This window comes from Frigoribacterium sp. MCBA15_019 (assembly GCF_001864945.1).
Classification (GTDB): domain Bacteria; phylum Actinomycetota; class Actinomycetes; order Actinomycetales; family Microbacteriaceae; genus Frigoribacterium.
In genome coordinates, this window is record NZ_MJGS01000005.1 from 117,472 (window position 1) to 138,636 (window position 21,165).

At 73.5% G+C, this 21,165-nt stretch carries 29 protein-coding genes and 1 tRNA gene; 14 read left to right on the plus strand and 16 right to left on the minus strand.

The annotated features are described in order from the left end of the window. Positions 1-9: 9 nt before the first annotated feature. On the minus strand, positions 10-429 hold the full coding sequence (locus BIV04_RS08235; protein WP_071255726.1) for a hypothetical protein: 420 nt from the start codon (positions 427-429) through the stop codon (positions 10-12). Between the two features lie 58 nt (positions 430-487). Here BIV04_RS08235 and BIV04_RS08240 point away from each other — a divergent pair, with 58 nt between their 5' ends. Then, positions 488-1,141, plus strand: coding sequence for an HAD-IA family hydrolase (locus BIV04_RS08240; protein WP_071255727.1), 654 nt, complete (start codon positions 488-490; stop codon positions 1,139-1,141). A gap of 103 nt (positions 1,142-1,244) precedes the next feature. Here BIV04_RS08240 and BIV04_RS08245 read toward each other — a convergent pair whose 3' ends face one another. The 3 genes from BIV04_RS08245 to BIV04_RS08255 form a co-directional block, all read right to left on the minus strand. After that, on the minus strand, positions 1,245-2,261 hold the full coding sequence (locus BIV04_RS08245) for an NAD-dependent epimerase/dehydratase family protein (RefSeq protein ID WP_071255728.1): 1,017 nt from the start codon (positions 2,259-2,261) through the stop codon (positions 1,245-1,247). A 107-nt stretch (positions 2,262-2,368) separates the two neighbouring features. After that, positions 2,369-3,235 (minus strand): metallophosphoesterase, encoded by an 867-nt coding sequence (locus tag BIV04_RS08250; RefSeq protein WP_071255730.1) that lies wholly within the window; start codon positions 3,233-3,235, stop codon positions 2,369-2,371. Positions 3,236-3,407: 172 nt separating this feature from the next. After that, positions 3,408-3,803 (minus strand): hypothetical protein, encoded by a 396-nt coding sequence (locus BIV04_RS08255; protein ID WP_071255731.1) that lies wholly within the window; start codon positions 3,801-3,803, stop codon positions 3,408-3,410. Positions 3,804-4,522: 719 nt separating this feature from the next. On the opposite strand from BIV04_RS08255, the gene BIV04_RS08260 reads away from it, so the two are divergent. Next, positions 4,523-4,942: a YchJ family protein gene (locus BIV04_RS08260; protein ID WP_071255733.1), complete on the plus strand. Its 420-nt coding sequence runs from the start codon at positions 4,523-4,525 to the stop codon at positions 4,940-4,942. A gap of 391 nt (positions 4,943-5,333) precedes the next feature. On the opposite strand, the gene BIV04_RS08265 is transcribed toward BIV04_RS08260, so the two are convergent. The 3 genes from BIV04_RS08265 to BIV04_RS08275 all read right to left on the minus strand — a co-directional run bounded on the left by BIV04_RS08265 (position 5,334) and on the right by BIV04_RS08275 (position 7,255). Continuing rightward, positions 5,334-5,693 carry a hypothetical protein gene (locus tag BIV04_RS08265; protein ID WP_071255736.1) on the minus strand — a complete coding sequence of 120 codons (360 nt, stop codon included), beginning with the start codon at positions 5,691-5,693 and terminating at the stop codon, positions 5,334-5,336. Positions 5,694-5,709: 16 nt separating this feature from the next. Then, the gene (locus BIV04_RS08270) at positions 5,710-6,222 is read right to left on the minus strand and encodes a GNAT family N-acetyltransferase (RefSeq protein ID WP_071255823.1); all 513 of its coding nucleotides are present in this window, start codon (positions 6,220-6,222) and stop codon (positions 5,710-5,712) included. A gap of 163 nt (positions 6,223-6,385) precedes the next feature. Next, positions 6,386-7,255: a DUF429 domain-containing protein gene (locus tag BIV04_RS08275; protein WP_071255738.1), complete on the minus strand. Its 870-nt coding sequence runs from the start codon at positions 7,253-7,255 to the stop codon at positions 6,386-6,388. A gap of 100 nt (positions 7,256-7,355) precedes the next feature. On the opposite strand from BIV04_RS08275, the gene BIV04_RS08280 reads away from it, so the two are divergent. Then, positions 7,356-8,507, plus strand: a complete 1,152-nt coding sequence (locus BIV04_RS08280; RefSeq protein WP_071255740.1) for a VIT1/CCC1 transporter family protein — start codon at positions 7,356-7,358, stop codon at positions 8,505-8,507. Positions 8,508-8,529: 22 nt separating this feature from the next. Here the strand turns inward: BIV04_RS08280 and BIV04_RS08285 are convergent, their stop codons facing one another. The 3 genes from BIV04_RS08285 to BIV04_RS08295 form a co-directional block, all read right to left on the minus strand. Next, complete coding sequence (locus BIV04_RS08285; protein ID WP_143048619.1) at positions 8,530-9,390, minus strand: phosphatase PAP2 family protein; 861 nt, start codon at positions 9,388-9,390, stop codon at positions 8,530-8,532. A 72-nt stretch (positions 9,391-9,462) separates the two neighbouring features. After that, positions 9,463-10,953 (minus strand): MFS transporter, encoded by a 1,491-nt coding sequence (locus BIV04_RS08290; protein WP_083396286.1) that lies wholly within the window; start codon positions 10,951-10,953, stop codon positions 9,463-9,465. 8 nt (positions 10,954-10,961) lie between these two features. Continuing rightward, complete coding sequence (locus BIV04_RS08295; protein WP_071255743.1) at positions 10,962-11,549, minus strand: helix-turn-helix domain-containing protein; 588 nt, start codon at positions 11,547-11,549, stop codon at positions 10,962-10,964. A 221-nt stretch (positions 11,550-11,770) separates the two neighbouring features. Between BIV04_RS08295 and BIV04_RS08300 the strand changes: the two genes are divergently transcribed. Together BIV04_RS08300 and BIV04_RS08305 are read left to right on the plus strand one after the other, a co-directional pair. Further along, a complete protein-coding gene (locus BIV04_RS08300) occupies positions 11,771-12,061 on the plus strand; it encodes a hypothetical protein (protein WP_071255745.1) in 291 nt (96 codons plus the stop codon). A gap of 87 nt (positions 12,062-12,148) precedes the next feature. Further along, positions 12,149-12,221: transfer RNA gene (locus BIV04_RS08305), tRNA-Arg, on the plus strand. A 371-nt stretch (positions 12,222-12,592) separates the two neighbouring features. Here the strand turns inward: BIV04_RS08305 and BIV04_RS08310 are convergent. After that, the gene (locus tag BIV04_RS08310) at positions 12,593-13,444 is read right to left on the minus strand and encodes a LuxR C-terminal-related transcriptional regulator (RefSeq protein WP_071255746.1); all 852 of its coding nucleotides are present in this window, start codon (positions 13,442-13,444) and stop codon (positions 12,593-12,595) included. 177 nt (positions 13,445-13,621) lie between these two features. On the opposite strand from BIV04_RS08310, the gene hxlA reads away from it, so the two are divergent. Beyond that, positions 13,622-14,245, plus strand: a complete 624-nt coding sequence (hxlA, locus tag BIV04_RS08315) for a 3-hexulose-6-phosphate synthase (protein ID WP_043597635.1) — start codon at positions 13,622-13,624, stop codon at positions 14,243-14,245. Positions 14,246-14,344: 99 nt separating this feature from the next. Here the strand turns inward: hxlA and BIV04_RS08320 are convergent, their stop codons facing one another. From BIV04_RS08320 to BIV04_RS08330, 3 genes are read right to left on the minus strand one after another with little or no spacing between them, the layout of a single operon-like run. Further along, positions 14,345-14,680 carry a hypothetical protein gene (locus BIV04_RS08320; RefSeq protein ID WP_071255747.1) on the minus strand — a complete coding sequence of 112 codons (336 nt, stop codon included), beginning with the start codon at positions 14,678-14,680 and terminating at the stop codon, positions 14,345-14,347. Then, positions 14,677-15,285, minus strand: a complete 609-nt coding sequence (locus tag BIV04_RS08325; protein ID WP_071255825.1) for an Asp23/Gls24 family envelope stress response protein — start codon at positions 15,283-15,285, stop codon at positions 14,677-14,679. Before BIV04_RS08325 ends, BIV04_RS08320 begins: the two co-directional genes overlap by 4 nt. After that, positions 15,282-15,797, minus strand: coding sequence for an RNA polymerase sigma factor (locus BIV04_RS08330; RefSeq protein WP_143048620.1), 516 nt, complete (start codon positions 15,795-15,797; stop codon positions 15,282-15,284). The genes BIV04_RS08325 and BIV04_RS08330 overlap by 4 nt, the downstream gene beginning before the upstream one ends. A gap of 298 nt (positions 15,798-16,095) precedes the next feature. Here BIV04_RS08330 and BIV04_RS08335 point away from each other — a divergent pair, with 298 nt between their 5' ends. The 8 genes from BIV04_RS08335 to BIV04_RS08370 all read left to right on the plus strand — a co-directional run bounded on the left by BIV04_RS08335 (position 16,096) and on the right by BIV04_RS08370 (position 20,529). Further along, the gene (locus tag BIV04_RS08335) at positions 16,096-16,539 is read left to right on the plus strand and encodes an Asp23/Gls24 family envelope stress response protein (protein WP_071255749.1); all 444 of its coding nucleotides are present in this window, start codon (positions 16,096-16,098) and stop codon (positions 16,537-16,539) included. Further along, the gene (locus BIV04_RS08340; protein ID WP_071255750.1) at positions 16,536-16,724 is read left to right on the plus strand and encodes a DUF2273 domain-containing protein; all 189 of its coding nucleotides are present in this window, start codon (positions 16,536-16,538) and stop codon (positions 16,722-16,724) included. The genes BIV04_RS08335 and BIV04_RS08340 overlap by 4 nt, the downstream gene beginning before the upstream one ends. Then, the gene (locus tag BIV04_RS08345; RefSeq protein ID WP_071255753.1) at positions 16,721-17,074 is read left to right on the plus strand and encodes a hypothetical protein; all 354 of its coding nucleotides are present in this window, start codon (positions 16,721-16,723) and stop codon (positions 17,072-17,074) included. Before BIV04_RS08340 ends, BIV04_RS08345 begins: the two co-directional genes overlap by 4 nt. Further along, entirely contained in the window at positions 17,071-17,649 is a 579-nt protein-coding gene (locus tag BIV04_RS08350) for a DUF6286 domain-containing protein (RefSeq protein WP_071255754.1), read from the plus strand. The genes BIV04_RS08345 and BIV04_RS08350 overlap by 4 nt, the downstream gene beginning before the upstream one ends. Next, positions 17,646-18,248 carry a hypothetical protein gene (locus BIV04_RS08355; RefSeq protein ID WP_071255755.1) on the plus strand — a complete coding sequence of 201 codons (603 nt, stop codon included), beginning with the start codon at positions 17,646-17,648 and terminating at the stop codon, positions 18,246-18,248. Before BIV04_RS08350 ends, BIV04_RS08355 begins: the two co-directional genes overlap by 4 nt. A 96-nt stretch (positions 18,249-18,344) precedes the next feature. Further along, on the plus strand, positions 18,345-19,439 hold the full coding sequence (locus BIV04_RS08360) for an Asp23/Gls24 family envelope stress response protein (RefSeq protein ID WP_071255756.1): 1,095 nt from the start codon (positions 18,345-18,347) through the stop codon (positions 19,437-19,439). Between the two features lie 20 nt (positions 19,440-19,459). Then, the gene (locus tag BIV04_RS08365; RefSeq protein WP_083396295.1) at positions 19,460-19,852 is read left to right on the plus strand and encodes a hypothetical protein; all 393 of its coding nucleotides are present in this window, start codon (positions 19,460-19,462) and stop codon (positions 19,850-19,852) included. Positions 19,853-19,929: 77 nt separating this feature from the next. Further along, entirely contained in the window at positions 19,930-20,529 is a 600-nt protein-coding gene (locus tag BIV04_RS08370) for a hypothetical protein (protein ID WP_071255758.1), read from the plus strand. A 56-nt stretch (positions 20,530-20,585) separates the two neighbouring features. Here BIV04_RS08370 and BIV04_RS08375 read toward each other — a convergent pair whose 3' ends face one another. Together BIV04_RS08375 and BIV04_RS08380 are read right to left on the minus strand one after the other, a co-directional pair. Continuing rightward, positions 20,586-20,888, minus strand: coding sequence for a type II toxin-antitoxin system RelE/ParE family toxin (locus tag BIV04_RS08375; RefSeq protein WP_255364218.1), 303 nt, complete (start codon positions 20,886-20,888; stop codon positions 20,586-20,588). 11 nt (positions 20,889-20,899) lie between these two features. Beyond that, positions 20,900-21,145: a type II toxin-antitoxin system ParD family antitoxin gene (locus BIV04_RS08380; RefSeq protein WP_071255761.1), complete on the minus strand. Its 246-nt coding sequence runs from the start codon at positions 21,143-21,145 to the stop codon at positions 20,900-20,902. Positions 21,146-21,165: the final 20 nt, after the last annotated feature.

The window sequence follows — 21,165 nt, forward strand, 5'->3', positions numbered from 1 at the left end:
CGGGAGGCGTCAGCCTCGGGGCTTGGGCGGCCCCGGCTTCGGGTGCGACGGGGCGGCGCCGTCACCCGTGGAGTCGCCGGCGGGATCGGGCTCGCCGGGCTTGGGGTGCCCGGGGATCGAGTCGCCCGAGAGGTTGAGGTCGTCGGGGTCCACCTCGATGTCGCCGCCGTCGTCCGGCCCGCCCTCACCGGGCAGGGCCTGGACGGCGTCCAGGTCGGTGTCCTCGTCGACGGCGGGGGAGTCCTCGACGGCCGATCGCTGCATCTCGGCGGTGGTCGCCTCGCTGCGCGGGAAGTCGGCCGTCGGGTCGTCGGCGTCGCGACGGTCCGGCGCGGAGTCGGCGGTTCCGGCGTAGCCGACGCCGCCCGTGGTCGACGACGCGTCGCGCGGGGTGGTGCCGGTCTGGGTCTCGTGCTCGTCTTCGTGCATGCGGGCACGGTACGCCGTGGGGGTGCGTGCCGCATGTGCGCCGGGGCAGACTGACGACATGACGACCCTCACCTGCCGCGCGATCGTGTTCGACATGGACGGCACGCTCGTCGACTCGACGGCTGTCGTCGAACGCATCTGGGGCGACTTCGCCGCCGAACACGAGCTCGACGTCGTCGAGCTGCTGGCGTTCGCGCACGGACGGCAGACCCACGACACCGTCACGCGGTTCCTGCCCGGGTCGTCCGAGGTCGAGGCACGCGCGCTGACCGACGGATTGCAGGCCGTCGAGGCCGGAACGAGGGACGGGACCGTCGAGATCCCGGGTGCGGCCGCCTTCCTGGCGGGCCTGCCGGGCGACCGGGTGGCCCTGGTCACGAGCGCGAACCACGAGTTGGCGCGGTCACGGATGGCCGAGGCGGGGGTGCCCTGGCCGGCCGTCGTCCTGGCGTCCGAGCAGGTGGCGGTGGGCAAACCCGCCCCGGACGGTTATCTGCTGGCTGCCGAGCTGCTCGGGGTCGAGCCCGGTGAGGTCGTCGTCTTCGAGGACGCCGCGGCGGGGCTCGAGGCCGCCCGCGCCTCCGGAGCCTCGGTCGTCGTGGTCGGGGACCACGACGGGCCGGCCGCCGACGGGCTGCCGCGCGTCACCGGGTACGAGGGCGTGTCGGTGATCGTGCGGGACGACGGACTGCTCGAGCTGACGCTGCCGTAGGGGGCGGGCGGACCGGGCTGGCCGGGCGGACCGGGCGAGCCGTGCGGACCGGGCTGGCCGTGCGAGCCGTACGGACTCTGCCGGTCTTACCGACGGCAGGGGATCAGCCGTGCAGCGGGTGCGACCCCTCGTGGTTCGTGCGCTGGGCGAGTGCGTGGGCGAACTCGCGCAGGGTCTCGTCCGAGGTGTGACGGGGCGCCCAGCCGAGCACGGTGCGGGCCTTCTCGGTCGACATGACCGGGATCTTGGCCGCGATGTCGAGCCAGCCCGGTTCGGTCGGCTGCAGACGGGCCAACCAGGTGAGCTGCACGACGGCGCGCAGCAGGCGGTAGGGCACGGGCAGCAGGCGGGAGCCGAACGCCCGGGCGATGCGGTCGGGGTCGACCACGGGCTCGGCGGCGAGGTTGAACGCCCCACCGGCACGGCGGTCGATCGCCCGCCAGAACGCGTCCGCGACGTCGCTCGCGTGCACGACCTGGGACACGAAGCGCGGGGCGAGCGGGAGGAACGGGGGGCGCACGCGCTGCATCCAGCGGGTGGGCACCCAGCGGCCGGCGAAGAGGCCGATGATCTCGCTCGCGGCGGCGGCCTGGAACACGAGACCCGGGCGCATGCGGGTCAGCGTGACCTCGGGGTGCTGCTCGGCGAAGGCGTCCATGACGCGCTCGTTGATCGACTTGTGCTTCGAGTAGCTCGAGCGGCGGACGCCCTTGGTCTTGTAGGTCTCGTCGACCCGGCGGCCCTTGGGGCCCCGCGAGTAGGCGCCGACCGACGAAGCGACGAGCACGTGCGGCACACCGGCCCGGGCAGCGGCGTCGAGGACGTGCGAGGTGCCGAGGACGTTCGTCCGGTACATCACGGCCTTACGGTGGCTCGGCTGGAGGGCCCAGCCGAGGTGCACGACCGCGTCGGCCCCCGCGAACGCGTGCTCGAGGGCAACGGGCGAGTCGTCGGCCCCGACGTCGATCGGGAACCAGGTGACCTCGCCGTAGGGAGGCGTTGCCATGCGCGGACCCCGGCGGGCGACGCCGACGAGCGACGTCACCTCGGGTTCGGCCTGCAGGCGGGTGAGCAGGGCGGTGCCCAGGTTGCCCGTGGCTCCGACGACGACCACGCGCATGGGGGTCTCACTTTCACGACTCGACGATCGGCCTCTCGCCGGCCCCGGGTGGGCGGCAGGCCTGCTCCGAGCCTACGCGCGGCCCCTGGGCGCGGGTCCGGCCCGGGTCAGGCGGCGGGGGGAGGGCCGGCCTCGGCGGAGATGCGGGCGACGGCGGCCTCGTCGAGCGCGAACACCTCGTCGCCGTCGCGCGGGTCGCGCACGGGCACCGGGGTCGAGCGCACCGACCCGTCGGCCGACACCTCGACCACGGCGAACCCCGAGCCGCGCACGGCCCGTTCGGTGCCGACGGCGGCCAGCACGTCCGTGTCGTTGGCCACCCCGGGCGCGACCACCACGGGCACGCCCGCCAGGTGGCCGACGACGTGGTGGTGGTAGTGCCCGGCGAGGACGACGCGGACGTCGGATCCCTCGAGGACCGCAGCCAGCGCCTCCGGGTCCTGCAGGGCGAGCGACTCGTGCAGGGTGGTCGGCGCCGCGACCGGCGGGTGGTGCAGCACGAGCACGGTGCCGCGCCCGGCGGGCGTCGCGAGCTCGTCGCGGAGCCAGGTGAGCTGCTCGGATCGCAGCAGGCCGTAGCCGGCCCCGGGCACGGACGTGTCGAGCCCGATCACCCGCCACCCGTCGACGTCGCGCACGAGGTCGAGTGGTCGGGCCGGGTCGCCGCCGAGCACCTCGGCGAAGCCCTCGCGCACGTCGTGGTTGCCCGGCACGAGCACCACCTCGGCGCCGGCCGCGCGGGCCCAGGCGTCGGTGCGATCGCGCAGGTGCCGGTAGGAGGCGCGGGTCCCGTCGTCCGACAGGTCACCCGACCCCACCAGCAGTCGCACCCCCTCGACCCGCGCGGCCTCCGCCAGCACGAGGTCGAGGGCTTCGGCCGTGTCGACGACACCCTGGTGCAGGGCTCCGTCGGCGAGCAGGTGGGCGTCGCTGAGGTGGACGATGCGGAGGGCTCCGGGCGGCATGGCGTGCATGCCGCGACGCTACCGGGTGCGGGGTGGCAGCGGCACGGTGCTCGGGCGGCTCGGGCGGCTCGGGCGGTCGAGTCGAACCACGGATGGGGCATCGAACCACGCAGATGGGTGGTTCGACAGCACATCGATGGTGCGACCCCGGATGGTGCGACCCCGGATGTGGCGGGCGGGCTCAGCCGCGGAACTGGTCGGCGGGGGCGAGGCGGCCGTGCACGCGGCGCCCCAGCTCGGCGAACATGTCGGTGATCGTCGCCCAGTCCTCGTGGGTCGGCGAAGTCGGTTCGACGAACAGGCCGTAGAAGCGCCGACCCCTGGTGAGCGACTCGACCAGGACGGTCTCGGAGCGGTCGAAGAACTGCGTCCCGTCCTGCTTCAGGGCGGACGCCCGGACGGGTTCGCCGGTCAGGTTGCAGAAGCCGGCCGACGCCAGGGCACGCGCGGTCTTGCGACGGGACAGCCGGGGAAGCACGGGGCTGGCCTCCGCCGCGCCCAGGACCGCACGCACGTGGGCGAACACGAGCTCTTGCTCGTGGACGGGGTGCGAGGCGGAGGTCGGCGAGATCGTCACCTCATCACCGTGGCAGGTCGAGGCGCCCGGGGCGACGCCCAGTGCGGGGGCGGCCCCTTGGGGTGCGACCCGGACTGGGGAGCCGACTCGGCGCGCCCGGCGCCCGCCGACGGTGTACCTCGGACCGCCGTGCGTGGCCGGTGTCGGCACTTCCGGGTCGGTGCTGCGGCGGGGGTGCGGGGGTGGGCTTGGTGCGGGTGGGCGGTGACGTGAGGCAGGAGTTGCCGACGGGTAGACGGGTGCGGGTGCGGGTGGGGTGCGGCGGAGCGGGGCGGGGCGCGGGGCGGCTGGTGTCGGCGATTCCGGGGTGGTGCAGCGTCGGGGCTGCGGGGATGGGCGTGGCGCGGGCGGGCGGCTACACGGGGCCGGAGTTGCCGACGGGGAGGTGCGCCGGGTGCGGGTGTGGGTTGGGGTGCGGCGGAGCGGGGCGAGAGCCGGGCGAGAGCCGGCTGGTGTCGGCAATTCCGGGGTGGTGCAACGTCGGGTTGTCGGGGCGGGCCTGGCGCGGGCGGTCTGTGACACGAGGCAGGAGTTGCCGACGGGGGAGGGCAGGGCGGGGTGGCGGGACGGGGAAGGAGTTGCCGACGGGGGAGGGCAGGGCGGGGTGGCGGGACGGGGGAGGAGTTGCCGACGGAGGAGGGCGGGGCGGGTGGGGACGAGGGAGGGGGACGAGGGAGGCGGGGGTGTCAAGGCGTCGGGACGTGCCGGAGAATTGCACGATGCCTCCTGCTGCTCCCCTCGACGGCCGCGACCTGGACGACTCGGCCCGCTGCCCCTGCCTCAGCGGGGAGACCTACGGTTCTTGCTGCGGACCGCTGCACCGGGGCAGCACGCCCGCCCCGACCGCGGAACGGTTGATGCGCTCGCGGTACTCGGCGTTCGCGCTCGCTCGCGCCTCCTACCTGCTCGAGACCTGGCACCCGACGACGCGCCCGGCGACGCTCGAGGTCGACCCGGCCACGCGGTGGTTCCGGCTCGACGTCGTGCGGACGCAGGCGGGCGGGCCGTTCGACGCCGAGGGGACGGTCGAGTTCGAGGCGCACTTCCGTGACGCCGAGGGGGCCGGGTCACAGCACGAGGTCAGTCGGTTCGTGAGGGACGACCGACGGTGGCTCTACGTCGACGGCGTCGCGGGCTGACGCGGACCGAACCAGGCAGGCAGCCGCCGAACCGAGCGGACGGGGGCCACCGAGGGCACACAGCGTCTGCAGCTGCATCGACATCGGCATCGGGCGTCACGAAGAGGACGGCGGGTCCGTCGGGCCCGGCATCCTCTCCGTGACGCCGCCGGGCCGCAGGGAGAGCTTCACGGGCAGGGACCCACGGTCCGGACGACACCGATGCAAGGCTTGCGCCCTCCATCTCGTCGAACGCTAGGCCGCACGATTTGGTCCGGTTCAGACGTGGACGCTCCTCACAGGGACGGGCGACGGGACGCGTGTTTCGGGGGACAGGACGGGTGATCCACGGCCGAGCGCACGACCTGACCCGCGACCGACCGCACGGCCGACCGCACGGCCGGTCCTGCCGTCACGGCGCCCCGCGTCCGGCGGCGACCGCCTCGAGCGCCCGGACCACCTCCGCCACGACCCGCTGCGCCCGCACGACACCGATCGGCCCGCCCAGCACCGACAGGGCCGCCTCGTGCACGACCCGCGCCACGAGCCGTCCCCGGTCGTCGACGAACCACTGCACGTCGAGGGTCAGCAACTGCGCCCGCCCGGCGAAGGCGCGCAACGCGAGGGTGGACGCCAGCGTGCCCCGAACGGCCCGGGTGCTGCCGTCGGGCGCGAGCGAGAGGGTGAAGCCGTGATCGATCAGGGTCTGCTCGACGAGGTGCCGCGACTCGTCGTGCGGACCCTCGAGGAAGACGTCGTGCGTGCTCGCCACCGGTCCGGCGCGGCGGTCAGCGCAGCGGCGCGAGCATCTCGAGCTCCTGCGCCGTGGGGTCGAGGGCGTAGGCGTTGGTGTGGCCGGTCGGCTCGTACCCGCGTCGGCGGTAGAACGCGATGGCCCGCTCGTTCTGTTCGTGGACGTGCAGCCGCAGGGCGTCGCCCTCGGTCGCGGCCCAGGCCTCGACACCGTCGAGCAGCAGGTCGGTGACGCCGGCCGAGCGTCCCCGATGGGTCGGGGCGACGTACACGCCGACCAGCAGGGGCTGCCCCGGTGCCTGGAGGAAGCCGCCCATGGCGCCGACCCAGTCGCCCGTCTCGTCGTCGATCGCGACCAGCGAGGTGCCGTGCTCGGCCTCGCCCCGGGCCGCGCGCATCCGCCATTCGGCCTCGGCGTGACGACGGGCGACGGGCAGCGTCTCGCCGTAGGCGATCGGGGTGTCCGCGAGCATCGCGAGGCGCAGGTCGCGGACGTGCTGCCAGTCGTCGGCGGTCGTGCGGCGGACGGTCACGGGTCGTGCGGGCATGTCGCCACCCTGCCACACGGGCGGAACGAGGCGGGTGCAGGAGGCGCGGGTCGCGTCACCCCGCCGGGTCGCGCCCCGAGGGCGTCAGGTCAGGAGGCGCGGGTCGCGTCAGCGCGCCGGGTCGCGCCCCGAGGGCGTCACGTCGGGAGGCGCGGGTCGCGTCTCAGCCGACCCTCGCCACGGGCGCGGGGCCGAGTCGCTGCTCGGGGCGAGCCGGTGAGATCAGCGTCGCGCGCCTCCCGCGGTCGTCCGGCTCGGTGTCGACGCCGAGCACCTGCATGCGCTCGGAAGTGCGGGCGCGGAGCGCCGCCGTCCAGGCGCAGACCAGGGCGTCGAGCAGGTCCTCGCGGTGCTTGTAGGCCCGGTCGACGAGCGGCGACGGCTCGTCGAGCAGTGCCGCCGACACGGGGTGCGAGTCGAGACGCACCGGCACCTCGGCCCCGGCCAGCCCCGCCAACCGACGCAGCAGCTCGTCGCAGGCCGCCGCGCGAGCCTCGCGCCGCGCCTCCTTCGGCAGGGTGAGGTCGGGCCGCTTGTAGCGGGGGCGCTTGTCGTCGTAGCCGAGCTCGCTCATCCCGACCAGCGTCGTGTACGGGTAGCACTCGAAGTGCCCGACCGCCTCGACCGGCACGGGCAGCACGCCGTCGTCGTACACGCCGCCGGCACGCTCGAGGCGCTCGCCGAGGGTGCGCCCGCCGAGCCAGGGCAAGGAGGCGCTGCTCGCGTTGGCCGAGACGTGCCAGCGACCGTAGGCGCGCGCCACGAGTCGTTCGCTCGCCCGCATGCCCGTGGCGTTGGGCACGAGCACGGGGGCGTCGATCGCGACGACGGAACCGGGCGTCGACCAGTGCAGGACCCAGGCCTCGACCTCGTCGACCCCGCGGGCCCAACCGGCGTCGAGCACCGTGCCGTCGGCGTCGATCACGGCCAGGCCGGTCTCGTTCGCGGGACGCTCGGGCGTCGAGTCGCGCCAGGCGAGGTCGACGCCGAGGTAGCGGGGCGCGGTCGGTGTCGCGGCGTCGGGCGGGGTCACCGCTCGACCGTACCCGCGCGGCCGGTCGGCCCGACCCCGTCGCGTTCTCCCGGCGCCTGCCGTCTCGCGTCCGTCGCGTGTGCCGGACGATACTGTCCCCATGCCCACCAGCACCCGCGCCCCGGCCGACCTGCGCCGCTGGCGGCGCTACCTCGCCGACGAACGCGCCGAGGAGTCGACCTACCGCGACCTCGCCCGCCGCCGCGACGGCGAGGAGCGTGCGATCCTGCTCGCCCTGGCCGACGCCGAGGGCCGTCACGCGCAGCACTGGGTCGACCTGCTCGGCGACGACATCGGACGCCCGGCCCGCACCGACCTGCGCACCCGCGTGCTCGGGGTGCTCGCCCGGCGCTTCGGCTCGATCTTCGTCCTCGCGCTGGTGCAGAGCGCCGAGGCGCGATCGCCCTACGCGACCGACGCCGACGCCACCGACGCGATGGCCGCCGACGAGCGCATCCACGGCGAGGTCGTGCGCGGCCTCGCCGAGCGGGGTCGCAACCGCCTGTCGGGGTCGTTCCGTGCGGCGGTGTTCGGGGCGAACGACGGGCTCGTCAGCAACCTGGCGCTCGTGCTCGGCATCAGCGCGTCCGGTGTCGCGAACCACGTCGTGCTGCTCACCGGGCTCTCGGGCCTGCTCGCGGGCGCCCTGTCGATGGGAGCGGGCGAGTACGTCTCGGTGCGGTCGCAGCGCGAGCTGCTCGACGCCTCCACCCCCGATCCGACGGCGCGGCAGGTGCTGCCCGACCTCGACGTCGACGCGAACGAGCTGGCGCTCGTCTACCGGGCGCGGGGCATGTCGCCGGACGAGGCCGAGGCCCACGCGCGGCAGGTGCTCGCGGGCGCGGGGCGAGGTGCCTCGTCGCCGAGCGCGCCTCCTGCGGGGGCCGCGCCGGGCGCCGCCACGGCCGGCTGGGCGGACGCCCCGGACCAGGAGGCGCGCTCGGGTGACGAACCCGCCACCCACGAGACCCTCGGCACGGCCTTCGGCGCTGCCGCCTCGAGCTTCTGCTTCTTCGCGTCCGGGGCCGTCATCGCCGTGCTGCCCTACCTGTTCGGGCTGTCCGGGCTCGCGGCCGTCGTCGTGGCGTCCGCCCTGGTCGGCGTCGCCCTGCTCGGCACCGGCGCCGTGGTCGGGCTGCTGTCGGGGGCGAGCCCGGTCAAACGGGCCCTGCGCCAGCTCGGCATCGGGTTCGGGGCGGCCGCCGTGACGTACCTGCTCGGGCTGCTGTTCGGGACGGGCGCCGCGGGCTGAGCCGTTCGGGCGGGTCGAGGCGTCAGGCCTTGCGGTCGAGCTTCCACGCGATCCAGCACGTGACGAGCACGACACCGGCTGCAGCCAGGCGGGCGCCCATCAGCACGCCTTGACCGGTCGACGTCGTGAGGCTCATGTCGGAGCCGATGCCGATGCTCCAGATCGCACCGGACAGGGTGAGGCAGACGACCAGCGCGAGGCCGAGCACCACCGAGGTGGCGCCGTGCGACCGCGGGCCGACGTCGTCGCGGCCGCGAGGGTCGCGCGAGAGGCGGGCGGCCCCGATGCGCACGATGCCGAGCCAGAGCAGGGCCACGGCGCAGGCGCCGACGACGTCGCTGCAACGGTGCCAGCCGAAGGCGACGGTCTGCTCGGCGACGACGGCCGCGAAGGCCGCGCCGATCATGTAGAACAGCGGCCGGGCGTGCCGACCGAAGGTGGTCATGATCGCCAGGACGGCGGCGACGGCGACGGTGACGTGCCCGCTGGGAAAGCTGTTGCCGTAGAGCTCGCCGGTCAGCTCGGGACGGGGCGCGAGCTGCTTGAGCAGCTGCGTGGTGACCGTGGCGCCGACGATCAGCACGCCCGCCTGGACGGCCGAGCTGGGCCGGCGGCGGAGGAAGGCGACCACCATCGTGAGGGCGACGACCAGCAGCACGGCCGGGGGAGAGATGGCGTCGAGCGCGACCCCGGACTGCAGCAGGGTGGTGCCGTCGACCGAGCGGAGGATGCTGTCTTCGATCGACTGGCCCGCCTCGGTGAGGACGGCGATCGTGTACACGCCCGCCAGCACGACGAGCGACGCCGACGACGCGACCACCCAGCGACCCGTGGCCCGTCGACGGACGGTCGGGGCCGTCGAGAGGGTGGGGTGAGCAGTCACCGGATGAGCTAACTACACGTCGCCTGGAAACCGGCTCGGTCCGACCTGCCGATGCGCCGTGGCCGACGGGACTCACAGCGGGGGTGCAGGGGATCGGCCGCCGTGCGGACGTCGTCGCTCCATCAGTCGCCGGGCGCCACCGGTGAGGGGTGCGAGCGTGACGGTCGTGTAGACGACGGCGACGATGCCGAACGCGACCGCCAGTCCGATCGTGTCGGCGGCGACCCCACCGAGCAGGGCGCCGATCGGGATGCCGGCCCAGGCTCCGGCGGTGACCAGCCCGAAGACCCGTCCGCGCAGGCGTTCGGGGGTGCGCTCGAGCTGCACCGTGCCGAGGATCGGATTGAGAGCGCCGGCGGCCAGTCCCGAGAGCGCCGTCGCGGCGACCAGCACCGGGAGTGGGGCCCCGAGGGCGAACGCCAGGCTCGACGGCCCACCGGCGAGGGTGAAGCAGACGACGAAGGTGACACGGCGCGGCACCCGGTGGGTGACGAAGCCGAAGGCGACGTTGCCGGCGAGGGCGCAGCCGCCCATGGTGGCGACGAGCAGTCCCAGGGCGGCCGCGCCTCCCAGTCGGTCGTTCGCGTAGAGGGGCAGCAGGGTCGACCCGCGGGCGGCGTCGAGCAGGTTCGTGACCAGCACGAGCGCCACGATCAGCCGCATCAGGGGATCGCGGACGACGAACCGGGCGCCCTCGGCGAGGTCGGCCCGGTAGGAGGCGCGGGTCGGCTCGGACGCGTCGGTCGGGTGGTCGGTGGCGGTGGCGCCGTCGGTCGGTGCCGCGGTGGTGGCCGGGTGGTCGTCTCTCGGATTCGGTGATCCGGTACGTACCGGATCGTCGGGCGGGGGAGCAGCGGTGATGGAGCCGGGTGATCCGGTACGTACCGGATCGGGCGCGGGGACGAGCGCCCAGGTCAGCGCGGCCGAGACGGCGAAGGTGGCGGCGTTGACGAAGAGGGACGCGACCGGCCCGACGGCGGCGACGAGCAGCCCCGCGATCGAGGCCCCGATGAGCTTGGCGAAGCGCTCGGACCCGTCGATCAGCCCCACGCTGCGTTCGATGCGCACCCCGGCCCGTTCGGTCAGCCCGGGCAGCATCACCCGGCGTGCCACCTGCCCGGGGCTGTCGAGCAGTCCGCCGACGAAGACGAGGGCGAGCAGGGCCCAGAACGGCAGCCCGACGGTGAGGGCGAGCACGGGCATCGCGAGGACGGAGGTGCCGCTCACCAGGTCGGCGACGATCGCGGCCCTCCGGGGCCCGACCCGGTCGACGACGACGCCGCCGAGCGGTCCGCCGATGATCACCGGGGCCGTCGCGAAGGCCGCCGCGAGCCCGACCTCGGCCCCCGACCCGCCGAGACCCAGGACGTAGAAGGGCACGGCGAACGCCGTCACGACGTTGCCGGTCTGCGAGATCGCGTGGGCCGCGACCAGGGACGACAGCGCGACGCGGGCGGGGCGCCCGGGGCGGCCAGGGCGCCCGCTGCGGGGCCGGTCGGTGCGGCCGAGGTGAGGGGCGCTGTCGGTGACCCGCGCCTCCTCGGTTCGTCTGCTCTCGCTCATGACGGGCCTCAGGGGCGGCGGTAGGCCTGGTAGACGAGGACGACCGACTCGGCGCCGTCGTCGGCCGCCGGGTCGTGGGCGGCGCTGGCGTCGAGCCAGCGGTCGACGAGGGCCTCGAGGTCGCGGCGGAGTGCGGCCAGTTCTGTCGCCGTGAGGCGCAGGCTGCGGTCGCCGCTCGCCCCGGCCGCGACCCTCTCGCGGGGCAGGGTGGGCATCGCGTCGACGTACTCGCCGAAGCGCGCGGCGTAGGCCTGGCCGATCGACTTCTCGAGGGCGGACGACGCGACGAGGCGGTCGGGGTCGTCGAGCAGCTCGGCGGGCTCCCAACTAGTGAGCTGGGCGGTGGCCTGCCACCAGCGTTCACGACGGTCGGTGGTCTGCGGCTCGGCCGGGCCGATGAGGTCGATCGAGGCGAGTTTCGACAGGTGGTAGCTGATCGTCCCCGGGGCCTCGTCGACGGCGTCGCTGAGCTGGGCGGCCGTCTGCGCGCCGCGTTCGCGCAGCAGACCGAGGAGGCGCAACCGCGTCGGGTGGGCGAGCACGCGCATCGAGGCGGCGTCGGTGAGGGTGCTGCGGGATGTCTCACGCGGGGTCATGGGGTCGACCCTAGGTGCGCAAGAGGTGTTGCGCAAGAGTCGTTGTGGGTTGTCGAATCGGGCCGAGGCTCGCGCTGTCCGTTCGTGCTGTCGGACCGTGCGGCGACGAGCGGTTCGACCGGTCGAGCCGTGAGTGTGGTGGGTGTCGCGGGCGGAGGTCGAGCCCGCGGCGCATGCTCGGAGCACGAGCGCCGGACGGCCCGGCTCGCAGGAGGAACCCGATGACGAAGACCCCGGACGACCCGCACGGCACCGACGAGACCGAACTCGAGCGCAGCGGCAACAGCAGCGGCGAGGGTCACGGCGACCACACCGTCGGCGAGCGGGACGACCGCCCCGTCGAGATCACCAGCGAGAACCACCCCGACGGCGGCACCGGCTCCCGCACGCTCGACGACGGACCGGCCGACGACGCCGTCCCCACCCGCAAGCCCGGCCAGGCCGAGGCCAGCCAGGTCGACGAGCTGATCGGCGACTACAAGGGCGACGGCGAAGGCAAACACACCTACTGACACGACCCGAGGAGGCGCGGGTCGGCTCGATTCGCGCCCCGCGCCTCCCTCGTGTAGTGTTTCCTCTGGCCAATCGGCCAGAGAAATGCGCCTGTAGCTCAACGGATAGAGCATCTGACTACGGATCAGAAGGTTGGGGGTTCGAGTCCCTCCAGGCGCACACGACTCGAAAGCCCCTGCCCTACACGGCAGGGGCTTTTCTCGTCTTGGGTGCTTGTCTGGCCGCCTCCGGCGGCGCGCGCCTTCGGCGCGAACTTGCACGGGACGAGGCTTGGCGCTTCGCGCCTCACCCGTCCCACGTCGAGCGTTCCGTGGTCGAGTGGTCGCGAAACGTCGCTCGTGGCGGGCCGAAGGACGTTTCTGGACCACTTGACGTCACGCGAGGGCGAGGCTTGGCGCTTCGCGCCGCACCCGTCCGGCCCCGCCCGGCCGTCGAGTGGGCAGAAGATGTCCCTCCCGGCGAGATGGAGGACGTTTTCTGCCCACTCGACCGGCCGCAGGGGGCCGAGAGGGCGGAGCCGGGGCTCCGGGTCAGGGGGACGACGTCAGGGCGGCGAGCTCGGTGCGGCTGCGGGCCCCGAGCTTGCGCAACAGGTTCGAGACGTGGAACTTCACGGTGTTGTCGCTGATGCCGAGCGCCGACGCGATGTCGCGGTTCCGGTCTCCCGCGGCGACACGGTGCAGGACCTCGCGTTCCCGCTCGCTCAGGGCGGCGACCAACTCCCACGGCTCGTTCGACGGCGGCGGGTCGAGCGGCAGACGCACCGTCAACTCCGAACCCCACCCCACCGTCGACGCCACCGTCAGCTCGCCCCCGACCCCCGAGACCTGCTCGGTGATCGGCCGCAGGGCGTCGTCGTGCGCCGTCAGCTCGCCCGCGCCGTCGTCCCGGATCGCGATCAACAGGTTGAGGCCGTCGCAGTCCCACTGGATGCGCACCCGACGAGCGTCGCCCGCGTCCACGAAGGTGAGCACGGCGTTCCGGACGACGGCTCGGGCCACGTGCGCCACGTCACCCGGCAGGGCCCGGCCCGTCGCCGGCGGCTCGACGAACTGGACGTCCAGGTCGCCGAAGCGCACGAGCGGACGCAGGTCCGACCGGAGGCGCGCGAAGGCCCCGACGACCGGCTCGAGCGTCGTGCCCCGGTCGCGGTCGGAACCGGTCCGCAGGGCGACCAGGGCACTCGCGGCGACGTCGATGGCCTCGGCCCGCGCCGCTCGGTCGTCGAGGCGTCGCGAGCGCAGGGCGGCCAGCACGGACTCGAGGGTCATCGCGTGCCGGTCGACCAGGTCGGCGGTCGCCCGCGCGTGCTCGGACGCCAACGTCCGGGCGAGGGTGTCGGAACCGGTTCGGGTGGGGCCGTCGTGCAGGGTGCGACTCATGGGCCCACCCTAGGCGTCCACCTACCCGTCGCCACCGTCCCTACCCGAACGGGTGGGTGGGACGCCCCCGTCGAGGGGCTGCCCTCACAGCATCGTCGGACCAGGATCGAAGGCAACGGGATCGACGACGTACCCAGAGGCCCGATCGGGCCCCGTCGCCCCCACGAGGAGCACCACATGAAGCTGCAGTTCGCCATGGACACCCTGACCACCGACGCCGCCCTCGAGCTGGCCGCCGCCGCCGCGCCGAGCGTCGACATCATCGAGCTCGGCACGCCCCTCATCAAGGCCGAGGGCTTCCGTGCCATCACCGCCATCAAAGAGGCGCACCCCGACAAGATCGTCTTCGCCGACCTCAAGACGATGGACGCCGGCGAGCTCGAGGCGGGCGAGGCGTTCAAGGCCGGCGCCGACCTGGTGACCGTGCTCGGCGTCGCCGGTGACAGCACCATCGCCGGTGCCGTCAAGGCCGCCAAGGCCCACGGCAAGGGCATCGTCGTCGACCTCATCGGCGTCGGCGACAAGGCCGCCCGCGCCAAGGAGGTCGTCGCGCTCGGTGCCGAGTTCGTCGAGATGCACGCCGGGCTCGACGAGCAGGCCGAAGAGGGCTTCACGTTCGAGAAGCTGCTCGAGGCCGGCAAGGCGTCGGGTGTGCCGTTCTCGGTCGCCGGTGGCGTCAAGGCCGCCACCGTCGGCTCGGTCCAGGACGCCGGAGCCGACGTCGCCGTCGCCGGTGCCGCGATCTACTCGGCCGACGACGTCGCCGGTGCCGCCGCCGAGATCCGCGCCGCCATCAAGTAGCAGCACACGCAACACACGCAGCAGCTCGCGAGAAAGCTGTGACGCGCAGGAGGCGCGGTGTCGGTCGGACCGGCACCGCGCCTCCTCGTCGTCCGTCGGTCAGCGGGGCGCGTCGACCAGGCGGGCCGAGACCGACACCACGACCTCGTCGCCCGCGAGGCCGGAGGCGGCCAGGCGTCCACGCAGCGCGTCGGCCGCTCGGGCCAGCGTCTCGGGCGTCGGGGAGTCCAGCGCGGTCGCCACGTGGGCGGTGACGGACACCGACCCGGGTGCCCGCGAGATCTCGACGAGGCCGGTCGAGCCCGCGAGGTCGAGTCCGGCCGCGACGACCCGCACCGCTCCCTCGACGATCGGATGCGCGTCGAACACGTCCACGACGCCCCCGACGCCACGCAGCGCCTCGGTCAGGTCACGGGAGAGCGCATCGTCGCTCATCGGTCGTCCTCCCTCGCCACGAAGACGTCGTCGACGAGCACGTCGACCCTCGTGACGGTCAGCCCGGTGTGCCGGGTCAACGTCTCGGTGATGCGGCTGCGCAGCTCGTCCGCGACGGCGCCGAGGTCGAGTCCGTACCGGGCCGCGGCCGTCACCCGGACGACCACGTCGGCCCCCGCCGTCGTCAGGTCGCCCTCGAAGGCCGTCGAACCGAGCACGACGCCGGGCTGTGCGTCGCCCGCCCGTCGCACCAGTCCGCGTGCCGCGGCCTCGGTGACGCTCAGCCGCACCGCGGGGTCGGGGTGCGTCACCGGGATCTCGCGACCGCCCACGACCTCACGTCGGATCGAGTCGAGGAGGCCGTCGATCCAGGCGCCGTCGCGGTCGGGCTCGCGCGTGGCCCGGTCCTCGAGGGAGGCGCGGGACAGCTCGTGCACCCGGGCCAGCGACTGCAGGTACAGCCGGCAGGCGGCGGACCCCTCGATGGCCGGGTCGCGGGGCGTGCGCCCGGCGTCGAGGTAGTCGACGAGGCGGTCGACCGGGATGCCGTCGACCGTGTCGTCGGTCTCGGGCACGTCGAGGGGGGAATGGTCGTCGATGCTCATCGCCACGCCTCCATCTCGGTGATCAGGAACGCTCGTGCCCGCGCGATCTTGCCCCGGACCGTCGAGACGGGCAGGTCGAGGGCCTCGGCGATGTCCGCGTACGAGTAGTCGGCGGTCTCTCGCAACAGCCAACACCGTCGCTGGTCGAGGGGGAGCTTGTCGAGCGCCGACCACATGGCGTCGAGCTGCAGCCGGGCCTCGACCACGCGTTCGGGCGTCTCGTGTCGTGGGGCCGACACCTCGAGCCGGTCGACGTCGTCGTGGTCGCGCCGGACCCGCAGACGGTCGACCGCCTTGTTGCTGACGATGCGCATCAGCCAGTTGCGGACCCGGGACGGGTCGTCGAGGTCGGCCAGGCGCCGCCAGGCGGTGAGGAACGCGTCCTGCACCACGTCGTCCGACTCGAGGTCGGAGCCCAGCAGGCGCGCGGCGTACACCCGCATCAGCGGTCCGTGACGACGGGCGATGACCTCGTAGGCGTGGACGTCGCCGTCGCGCGCCCGGACGGCCAACGTCGCGTCCGCAGCGTCGAGGAGGGGGTCGTCGGTGGTGATGACGACCTCCTGCGATCGGACGGGGCGGGACCTGGTGCACGGGCCGGGTGGCCCGCACTGCGCCTCCTTGACTACCACCCCGCGCCCGGATCGGGGGACGTGATGGCCGAAAAGTGAGTGGCCACGGATCGTTCACTGAGAGCTGGCTGACCCACCATGACACCGGTCGTGACCGATGCGTCTGAATGATGTGACCCGCTTCACGGGCACTCACACATCGGCCGCTCCACACCCGGCCTCAGCACAAGGAGAAATCATGAGCAACGTGACCCCCGCCACCAGCACCAGCACCGCTGCTGCCAAGAACACGTCGTCGCACGCCGCCGGCAAGAACACCATCGCCGAGGGCGTCGTCTCGAAGGTCGCCGGCATCGCGGCCCGCGAGGTGCGCGGCGTCCACGACCTGGGCAACGGTGCCGCTCGTGCCATCGGCGCGATCCGCAACGTGATCAACCAGCAGGACCGCGGCCAGGGCGTCTCGGTCGAGGTCGGCGAGAAGCAGGTCGCCGCCGACATCGTCATCGTCGCCGAGTACCCGGTCGAGCTGCAGCGTGTCGCCGACGACGTCCGCAAGGCCGTCACCGACGCCATCTCGCAGGTCGTCGGCATGGAGGTCACCGAGGTCAACGTCACGATCTCGGACGTCTACATCCCCTCCGAGGACGACAACGACGACGACAACGACAGCCGCGTCAAGTGACCGCCACGACCACCGGCATCCTGGTCGGAGCCGTCCTGGCACTGACCGCCGTGGCCTTCGGCTTCTGGGCCTTCGTGTTCGTCGCGATCGCGATGGCCGTCGGTTACGGCGTGGGTCGTGTCGTCGAGGGCAAGCTCGACATCCGAGGCCTGGCCGACGCACTCCGCGGGCGGCGGTCGTCGTGACCGCGGCGGTGACGGCCGACCAGGCCCTCCACGGCCGGAACAAGATCACGTCACGTGCCGTGCGTCGGGTCGTCTCGGCCGTCACCGCGGAGGCCCTCGAGGTCTCCGCGTCGAAGGTGTCGGTCGAGCTGGCCGACCACGACGGCGCTCTCAGCGTGATCGCCAAGACCCCCATCCGGGTCTCGCCCCTGGGCGTCTCCGGACATCGTTCGGGCACCCTGCTGGACCGCCTCACGACGGCCCAGTCCACCATCCGTGACCGTGTGCTGCAGCTGACCGGGTCGAGCATCGACAAGGTCGACCTGCAGATCACCGGTGCCGACATCCGAGAGAGGAAGCGCGTCGCATGAGCACCGCATCGCTCTACAAGCGCATCGTGCGCCGCGAGACGCACTCGTCCCGGGCCGGCATCGCCATCACGCTCGCCGTCCTGCTGATCGTCGCCCTGGCGTGGATCGGCACCGAGGCGGTCCTCGCCGCCGTCGGGACGGCTCCGCTGCTCCTGGCGCCGACCGACCTCGTCGGTTCGACCCTGGACGCCGCGAGTGCGCCCGTCGGCGTGTTGACCGCCGTCGCGGTCGTCGTCGCGCTGATCGGGCTCGTCCTGATCGTCGTGTCGCTCGCCCCGGGCCGTCGTGGCCGCCGTGGCGCCAAGGCCGAGCGCACCGTGGCCGTGGTCGACGACCGGGTCATCGCCCGCTCGCTGGCCCGCACCGCGAGCTACGCCGGCGACGTCGACCCCTCGCAGGTCAGCGTCAGCGTCGGAAAGCGCAGCGCCCTGATCGAGGTCACCCGCACCTCCGGCCGTCAGACAGACGTCCGCAGCATCGACGAGGCCGTCCGTGACGAACTGGACGCCTACGACTTCAGCCCGGCCCTGCGTCACAAGGTCAAGCTGTCCGAGAAAGGAACGGTCGGCTCATGAACAGCACCAATCGCGCTCTGAACCGCATCGTCGTCTTCGTCATCGGTCTCGTGCTCCTGCTCGCCGGTGGAGCGGTGGCCGTCGGCGCCCTCTTGCCCGACGTCCAGCAGACCGTCTCGCAGAGTGCCTCCGACGTGAGGGGCCCGACCACCGACGCCCTCACCGAGCAGCCGTGGATCCTCTGGGTCGTCGCGGTGGTCGCCCTCGTGCTGATCGTGCTGCTCGCCTGGTTCGCCCTGCGGCAGGGGCACGGCCAGACCGGCACGCTGCTCACCGTCGACGAGGGTTCGCGTGGTGACCAGACCACCGGTGGTCGCCTGGTGATCGACGCGAAGGTCGCCGAGCAGGTCCTCGAGGAGGCGCTGGCCGACACCCCGGGCATCGTCTCGGTGGACGTCACCGCCTTCCGCGTCAAGCGCGAGTCGGTCCTGCGCGTCACCGCGAACGCCCGCCGGGGCGTCTCGCCGACGGACATCCGTCGGAGCATCGACAAGGCCGTCGCCCACTGGGACGGCGTCCTCGGCACCGAGACCCCCGTCGTGATCCAGATCAACGGCGGACTCCGCAGCCAGATGTCGTCGGCCACCCGCCTCGACTGACGCCCGTCGCCCCACCGCGCGGACGGCCCTCGCCCTCGACCGAGGACGGGGGCCGTCCGTCGCACCACCCACGTTCCACGATGAAAGGCCGGTCTCATGAACGAGTCCACCCACCACGTCACACCCATCGACATCGACGCCGCGGCGTCCACCCAGGCCCGCTCGCCCGAGGAGGTCCTCGAGCACACGATCGGCGTCACCGTCCTCGGCGTCTCGGGCGTCCACGCTCTCGGCAGCGCACCCCAGCGGCTGGCCGGTGCCCTGCGCACGGCGATCGGCACGGGCTCCGTCCCGGGCGTCCGCGCCGGCACCACCGACGAGGGACTCGTGGTCGACATCGCCGTCGTCGCCGAGTACCCCACCAACGTCACCACGCTCGCCGACACCGTCCGCACGCAGGTCCAGCACGCCGTCGGGCAGCTCGACGGCGAGGAGGTCACGGTCAACGTGACCGTCACGGACGTGCACGGCCCGTTCGACTCCGAGGAGGACGCCGCCGACAAGGTCAACGCCGCGGCGGACAAGGCGAAGCAGGCCGTCTCGGACGCGGGCGACAAGGTCGGCGCCGCCGCCTCGGCCGCGGGCGACCGGGCGAAGGAGGCCGGCGAGAAGACGAAGGCCGCCGCCGGTGAGGCACGCGACCGCGCCGGGGCCGCCGCGAGCGACCTGTCCGACAAGGCCGCGGCTGCGGCGAGCGACCTGTCCGACAAGGCCCGCGAGCTGGGCGACAAGGCCGGCGAGGTCGCCGAGCAGGCCAAGGCCACCGCGGCCGAGGTCGGCGAGAAGGCGGCCGACGAGGCCGACGACGTCGCCGACAAGGCCCGCGACGTGGCCGAGCAGGCGAAGGACGCTGCTGCCGACGCCCGCGACTCCGCGGCGGACCGCGGCGAGGACGCCCGCTCGGCGACCGCCGACGCGACCGACGCCGCACTCGACAAGACGTCCGAGGTCGTCGCCGGCGCCCGCGAGAAGGCCGCCGACGCCGTGGACGGCGTGGCCGACGCGGTGGACGAGAACCGGGCCTCGGACGGCGACGCCACCCGCGCCTCCTCGGACGGCCGCCACGCCGACGCCGACGGCGCCGACGTGACCGTGACGGTCGACGGCGGCACGGTGACCGTCGAGGTCGACTCCGACAGCGACGCGCAGGTCGTCGTAGACGGCGACGCCGTCTCGACGACGGAGAAGTGATGTTCGGGCGGCGCACCTCGATGACGACCCGACGCCCCCGGCCGCGGGCCGTCTGGGCCGCCCTGGTGACCTCGGTCGTCCTCTGCGTGCTGATCGTCGTCGGCGTGCTGCTGCCCGTCCTCACCCTGATCGGTGCGGCGGACGGCGGCACGGCCGGCGCCCTCGACGTGCCCGTCGGCTCGATCGCCGCGGGGATCGCCATCGGTTACGTCCTGGCCCTGGTGTTGCTGCTGCTCATCGTGAAGGTGCGCAACGGTGCCCTGGCCTGGGTGCTCGGGGTGGCGGCCGTGATCTCGACCCTCGTCGTGTCGCTGTGGCCCCTCGTGGCCGTCGCGATCGCCGGTGTCGACCAGGTGCAGGACCTGATCCCCTTCATCCAGGACCTGATCGCCCGGTTCTGGCCCGGCAACTGACCGGCCCCGAGGTGGACCGACCCGTCTAGGCTGAGGCGGTCGTCGGAAGGGGTCCGGCGCACCATCGGGGGATCATCATGCGCTTCACCACCACACCAGCACTCGCCACCGTCACCGGGGCCGTCGCGCTCACGTTGCTGCTCGCCGGCTGCACCGGCGGCGGTGACGACTCCGGTGACGCCGGTCGGTCGTCGACCGGTCAGGCGACGGCCACGGCCGACGCCGCCGAGCAGACCGGTCGAGGCGACATCGCGCTCCCGGCCGACTGCGACACAGTCGCCACCGTGTTGGGCCAGGCCGTCGAGGGCCTCACGCTCGACGCGACGACCTCCGAGGTCGAGGACGGGGGCGCGGCCTGCACGTGGACCAGCGAGGCGGACGGCACGCGTGTCGGCTTCTACGCCGAGGTCGAGGAGAACACCGAGGCCGAGATGGACGACGCGGTGCCCGACTCGGACGGCCTCTCGCTCGAACGGGTCGAGGACGACAGGATCGATTCCCTCGGGGGTCGCCTCTTCACCGGTTCGGCCACGGCCGACTCCCCGGTGGCCGGAGGCGGCGCGGTCGTCGTCACGCCCCACGGCACCGTGGGCGTCCTCACGGCCGCCCCCACGGGGGTCCCTGTCCGACTCGACATCGAGCAGATGGTCGACGCCACGGTGGCCTTCGTCCGCTGACGCTAGCCCTCGAGGAGGCGCGGTGCCGGTCGACCGGCACCGCGCCTCCTCGGCCGTCAGGGTCCGGAGAACTCGGCCGGGAGATCTCGGCTGGTGTGCAACACCCGGTGGACCCTGACGGCGTTCGCGTCGTCCGTGTAGAGCAGCACGAACGGGAAGCGACGGAGCGCGATGCTGCGCAGGCCGTCGATGCCCGTCTCGACGGCGAATCGGGACGAGCCCAGGGTGGGATGCGCCGAGATGAGCGATCGGGCGTCGTCGAGGGCGTCGACGAAGTCGAGTGCGGCTCCGTGGCCCCCCTCGTCGAGGTAGTGGTCGACGGCCGACTCGATGTCGCTGTCGGCGCGTCGGGAGGTCACGACGCGGCGGCTCACGCGCGGTCAGCCCGGGCGCGGTGCACGCGGTCACGCAGGCCGTCGAGGTACTGCTCGTCGAGGTCCGAGCCGGACCCCGACGCCATGCCCTCGACCACGAGGTCGCGCAGGCGCGTGCGTGCCTGCTCACGGCGGATCAACTCGCGGATGAACTCGCTGCTCGTGCCGTACCCGCGCTCGCCGACCTGGGCCTCGACGAAATGCTTGAGCCCGTCGGGCAGGGAGACGTTCATGGTGGCCATGCGCTGATCCTAAACGCGAT

Excerpts from the sequence above, each read along its gene's own strand:
- BIV04_RS08350 (WP_071255754.1), top strand. The coding sequence starts at position 17,071 with ATGAGCACCGCATCGCTCTACAAGCGCATCGTGCGCCGCGAGACGCAC.
- BIV04_RS08295 (WP_071255743.1), bottom strand. The coding sequence starts at position 11,549 with ATGACCCCGCGTGAGACATCCCGCAGCACCCTCACCGACGCCGCCTCG.
- hxlA (WP_043597635.1), top strand. The coding sequence starts at position 13,622 with ATGAAGCTGCAGTTCGCCATGGACACCCTGACCACCGACGCCGCCCTC.
- BIV04_RS08290 (WP_083396286.1), bottom strand. The coding sequence starts at position 10,953 with ATGAGCGAGAGCAGACGAACCGAGGAGGCGCGGGTCACCGACAGCGCC.
- BIV04_RS08260 (WP_071255733.1), top strand. The coding sequence starts at position 4,523 with ATGCCTCCTGCTGCTCCCCTCGACGGCCGCGACCTGGACGACTCGGCC.
- BIV04_RS08245 (WP_071255728.1), bottom strand. The coding sequence starts at position 2,261 with ATGCGCGTGGTCGTCGTCGGAGCCACGGGCAACCTGGGCACCGCCCTG.
- BIV04_RS08300 (WP_071255745.1), top strand. The coding sequence starts at position 11,771 with ATGACGAAGACCCCGGACGACCCGCACGGCACCGACGAGACCGAACTC.
- BIV04_RS08310 (WP_071255746.1), bottom strand. The coding sequence starts at position 13,444 with ATGAGTCGCACCCTGCACGACGGCCCCACCCGAACCGGTTCCGACACC.
- BIV04_RS08325 (WP_071255825.1), bottom strand. The coding sequence starts at position 15,285 with ATGAGCATCGACGACCATTCCCCCCTCGACGTGCCCGAGACCGACGAC.
- BIV04_RS08240 (WP_071255727.1), top strand. The coding sequence starts at position 488 with ATGACGACCCTCACCTGCCGCGCGATCGTGTTCGACATGGACGGCACG.
- BIV04_RS08380 (WP_071255761.1), bottom strand. The coding sequence starts at position 21,145 with ATGGCCACCATGAACGTCTCCCTGCCCGACGGGCTCAAGCATTTCGTC.
- BIV04_RS08335 (WP_071255749.1), top strand. The coding sequence starts at position 16,096 with ATGAGCAACGTGACCCCCGCCACCAGCACCAGCACCGCTGCTGCCAAG.
- BIV04_RS08360 (WP_071255756.1), top strand. The coding sequence starts at position 18,345 with ATGAACGAGTCCACCCACCACGTCACACCCATCGACATCGACGCCGCG.
- BIV04_RS08370 (WP_071255758.1), top strand. The coding sequence starts at position 19,930 with ATGCGCTTCACCACCACACCAGCACTCGCCACCGTCACCGGGGCCGTC.
- BIV04_RS08320 (WP_071255747.1), bottom strand. The coding sequence starts at position 14,680 with ATGAGCGACGATGCGCTCTCCCGTGACCTGACCGAGGCGCTGCGTGGC.
- BIV04_RS08355 (WP_071255755.1), top strand. The coding sequence starts at position 17,646 with ATGAACAGCACCAATCGCGCTCTGAACCGCATCGTCGTCTTCGTCATC.
- BIV04_RS08270 (WP_071255823.1), bottom strand. The coding sequence starts at position 6,222 with ATGCCCGCACGACCCGTGACCGTCCGCCGCACGACCGCCGACGACTGG.
- BIV04_RS08235 (WP_071255726.1), bottom strand. The coding sequence starts at position 429 with ATGCACGAAGACGAGCACGAGACCCAGACCGGCACCACCCCGCGCGAC.
- BIV04_RS08280 (WP_071255740.1), top strand. The coding sequence starts at position 7,356 with ATGCCCACCAGCACCCGCGCCCCGGCCGACCTGCGCCGCTGGCGGCGC.
- BIV04_RS08250 (WP_071255730.1), bottom strand. The coding sequence starts at position 3,235 with ATGCACGCCATGCCGCCCGGAGCCCTCCGCATCGTCCACCTCAGCGAC.
- BIV04_RS08365 (WP_083396295.1), top strand. The coding sequence starts at position 19,460 with ATGACGACCCGACGCCCCCGGCCGCGGGCCGTCTGGGCCGCCCTGGTG.